This is a genomic window from Aquisalimonas sp. (genome assembly GCF_007120195.1).
Classification (GTDB): Bacteria; Pseudomonadota; Gammaproteobacteria; order Nitrococcales; family Aquisalimonadaceae; genus Aquisalimonas.
In genome coordinates this window covers 1-3,165 of the sequence record NZ_SKOG01000024.1, presented here as the reverse complement: position 1 = coordinate 3,165, position 3,165 = coordinate 1, and the positions used below count along the sequence as shown (strand labels likewise).

General features: G+C 60.9%; 3 protein-coding genes. 1 reads left to right on the top strand and 2 read right to left on the bottom strand.

Annotated elements, in window-relative coordinates; genetic code table 11:
* Both QZT63_RS02670 and QZT63_RS02665 read right to left on the bottom strand, forming a co-directional pair.
* Positions 1-433, bottom strand: a 433-nt coding sequence (locus tag QZT63_RS02670) for a class I SAM-dependent methyltransferase (RefSeq protein WP_290648346.1), incomplete at its 3' end; no start/stop codon positions are given.
* A 663-nt stretch (positions 434-1,096) separates the two neighbouring features.
* Positions 1,097-1,957, bottom strand: coding sequence for a crotonase/enoyl-CoA hydratase family protein (locus QZT63_RS02665; protein WP_290648344.1), 861 nt, complete (start codon positions 1,955-1,957; stop codon positions 1,097-1,099).
* Between the two features lie 450 nt (positions 1,958-2,407).
* Here QZT63_RS02665 and dctP point away from each other — a divergent pair.
* Positions 2,408-3,165, top strand: a 758-nt coding sequence (gene dctP, locus QZT63_RS02660; protein WP_290648342.1) for a TRAP transporter substrate-binding protein DctP, incomplete at its 3' end; no start/stop codon positions are given.

Genomic DNA, 3,165 nt, shown 5'->3' with positions numbered 1-3,165 from the left:
TCCAGTAGCCGCAGGTGTAGGTCATGCGAGCGTCTAGCATCGCCGCATAGAAATCATTGCCGAGATCGTAATGGGCTTCCCCCACCTGCTTGGCGCGCCGCAGGCTCTGCAGGTTGAGCAGGCGGGCGCGCAGTGAATGGAACACCAGCCGTAAAGGCTGGACCTGGTCATGGATACGGGCTCGAAGTACGCGGAAAAAAAACTCGTCCAGCCGCTCCGCGTCCCAGTGGCCGTCCATATAGGCCTCGCCAAGGCCCAGGTTGCCGTAGGCCAACGCCCGTTCGGGAACGTCGGGTGCGTGGAGCTGGATATCCCAAGGGCGGTTGCCGTTGATGCGTATATCTGCCTTGCTCAGCAGGTCATTCACGAGCCGGTCGAGCCCGTTTGCGCTTTGATGAGCGCGAGGCAGGTTGGTTGTACTCTTTTCTGCCATGGGAACCTCCTTCTTGCGTTCTTCGATCCCCCTGACGTTCCTTTACACGGCCCACCTGGCGAGGGGGCAATCGACAAGGAACTACCGTATCCCTTACGGATGAGGGTAAGAACCCCGAGCCATGTTGGCCGCTACAGCGATGGCGGTGTATCGCCATGCGGATGCCTTGCCTCCATGACCCCCTCCAATAAAAAAGCCCCTTCATCATCCATTCAGACAGTAAAAACTAGGCCAGTACTCAATTACGAAGGCTTGACCGGGGTCAATCATTCGGCCCTTCCACTGGCAATGGGCGGCAATGGCCACGAACAGAGCCAGCTTAGCCAGCGCAAGGGGTTTTTGCCCATTCGTGCGTCTACGTATGCAGCTGCCGCACGACGGGAGTACGTCGGTTGGAGAGCCCAAGTTCCACAGGTCACCGGACAATGGGCCGGCTGGTTATGGCCGATTGGACCTCCGGCAACGCGGGGCACTGGGTCGATTCTTCAATGCGAGGGGTCGGCAGAGTCGAACGGTGTCGTTGCTACCAGAAAATCAACACTGTGTGGTTGTGAGCGGGAATCCCGGCGGCAAGGCGGCGCAGCCGCGGTGGCGCCCCCCGCCCCTTCAGCCAGACGGGCGCACGAAGGCGCTGTTAAGACCCCCTGGCCTCGACGGCTGGAGCTACTCGAATGGCCGCTCATCCCACCAAGGGTAGAATTCCGGCAAGTCGCTGGAGGGTTTCATGGTAAAGCGCGCTGGTCGCTTCTCCAGAAAACTGCTGACACCTTCCCGAGCGTCGGCAGACTGGCCCATGTACGCGATGGCACGGGAGTCGATCTTGTGCGCTTCCATAGGGTGGTCGGCGCCCAACATGCGCCACATCAGCTGCCGGTTGAGCACCGTCGCCACCGCCGAGGTATTGTCCGCGAACTCCCGGGCCAACTCACGGGCCTCCGTCATCAGGGCATCCGGCTCATGGACGCTGCGCACCAGACCGCCCCGAAGCGCCTCCTTGGCGCCGAAGATACGGCCGCTGTAGACCCACTCGGCCGCCAGTTGCATGCCAACGAGACGGGGCAGGAACCAGCTCGAACAAGCCTCCATGGTAATGCCTCGGCGGGCGAAGACGAAGCCGAAACGCGCCCTGCTGGAGGCGAGGCGTATGTCCATGGGCAGCTGCATGGTCGCCCCGATGCCCACGGCCGCACCGTTAATGGCGCCGATGACGGGTTTGCGACAGGCGTAGATGCGCAGGGTCACGGTACCGCCGCCGTCACGCAGGGAGTTGCTCAACTCTTGATCTTCTCGCTTGTCACGGTTGAACGTCTCCCCGCCTTTTTGCAAATCCGCGCCGGCACAAAATGCCTTGCCGGCCCCGGTCACTATGATGGCACGCACCCTGTCGTCCTCATCCCCGGCGTCGAAGGCGGCAATCAGTTCGCGCCGCATCACGTCGTTGAACGCGTTCATGCGGTCAGGGCGGTTCAGGGTGATCGTCAGAACGGCGTCGTCGACTTGATAATCCAGCGTCTCGTAGCTCAAGGCGCAATCTCCTCAATCGTGTTGCAGTGAGATATCCCGACGCGGGGCCTGCCAATACAGAGTGTATTGGCGCCGAGCCCTCCTGTCAGGCCCTGGCGCCGTTTCACTACATTGGCGCCTGGCAATGGTTTGGCGACATCAGCTGAATGGCCTGAAAAAAACAAACTCTGGTAGTGGGAAGCAGGCCGGTGTGGCGCCGTGACTGCTGGAGCGTGACCAGCATAAGCGGACATCGGACATTTTGCGGTGCAAAAATTTCTTCTGCGTGTCAAGGGCTTGTGTTGGCGCAGTGCGGAGTCTGACAATGGCGTCGCGGCGATATTCGCCGTTGACAGGGGGGGTGTCGGCTGTAGGCTGGTAAGGAAACAGACAGAAACAATAATCGCAATGTGTCGGGGGCCCTCCGGCGGTCTCCGAATCGTGGGTTATCGAACCCGGGAGGAGAACATCGTGAAGAAAGGTAGCAGGATCAGTCTGGCTATTGCGGCTTCGGGGCTGCTGTGCGCATCGCTCGTGCCAGCGAATGTGGCGGCAGACGAGACCATCACCTGGCGCGTCCAGTCGCATTGGCCCAGTGCCAGCAGCTCGTACGCGGACAGCCTCGAGGTACTGAAAGAGAAACTCTACGAGCGCACCGACGGCCAGCTCGAACTTGAGCTCTACGAGGCGGGGTCGCTGTTCGGGTTCGACGAAATCTTCAGCGCCGTGAGCCGCGGTGTCATCGCCATGGGCACGATCTCGCCCGCCTACGAGATGGATCGGTTGTCCACCGCGGGCATCGCATTCGGGTTGCCGGGTGGTTTCCAGGAGACCTGGGAGGCCGTCCACTTCTTCAAGGAAACGGGTTTTGAGGACATGATTCGGGAAGAGGCGGCGGAGTACGGTGTCTTCTATGCTACAGAGAAGGTCTATCCCACGGAGATGGTGCTAAAGGAGCCGGTGGACTCCCTGAGTGACTTCGAAGGCCTGAACATCCGCTCCTCGGGGATCTTGCAGTCCTTCCTGACGGACGCGGGTGCTGCGGCGTCGAATATCCCCGGCGAGGAACTGTATTCGGCGCTGCAGACCGGTGTTGTGGATGGTGCCCACTGGGGCGCCGTGCAGGGTGCCAAGAGCATGGCGCTCTATGAGGTGGCGCCGTATCACGTACGCCCGCCGCTTAACATCGGTGGCATCGATGCTTACGTCATCAACCAGGATTCCCTGGA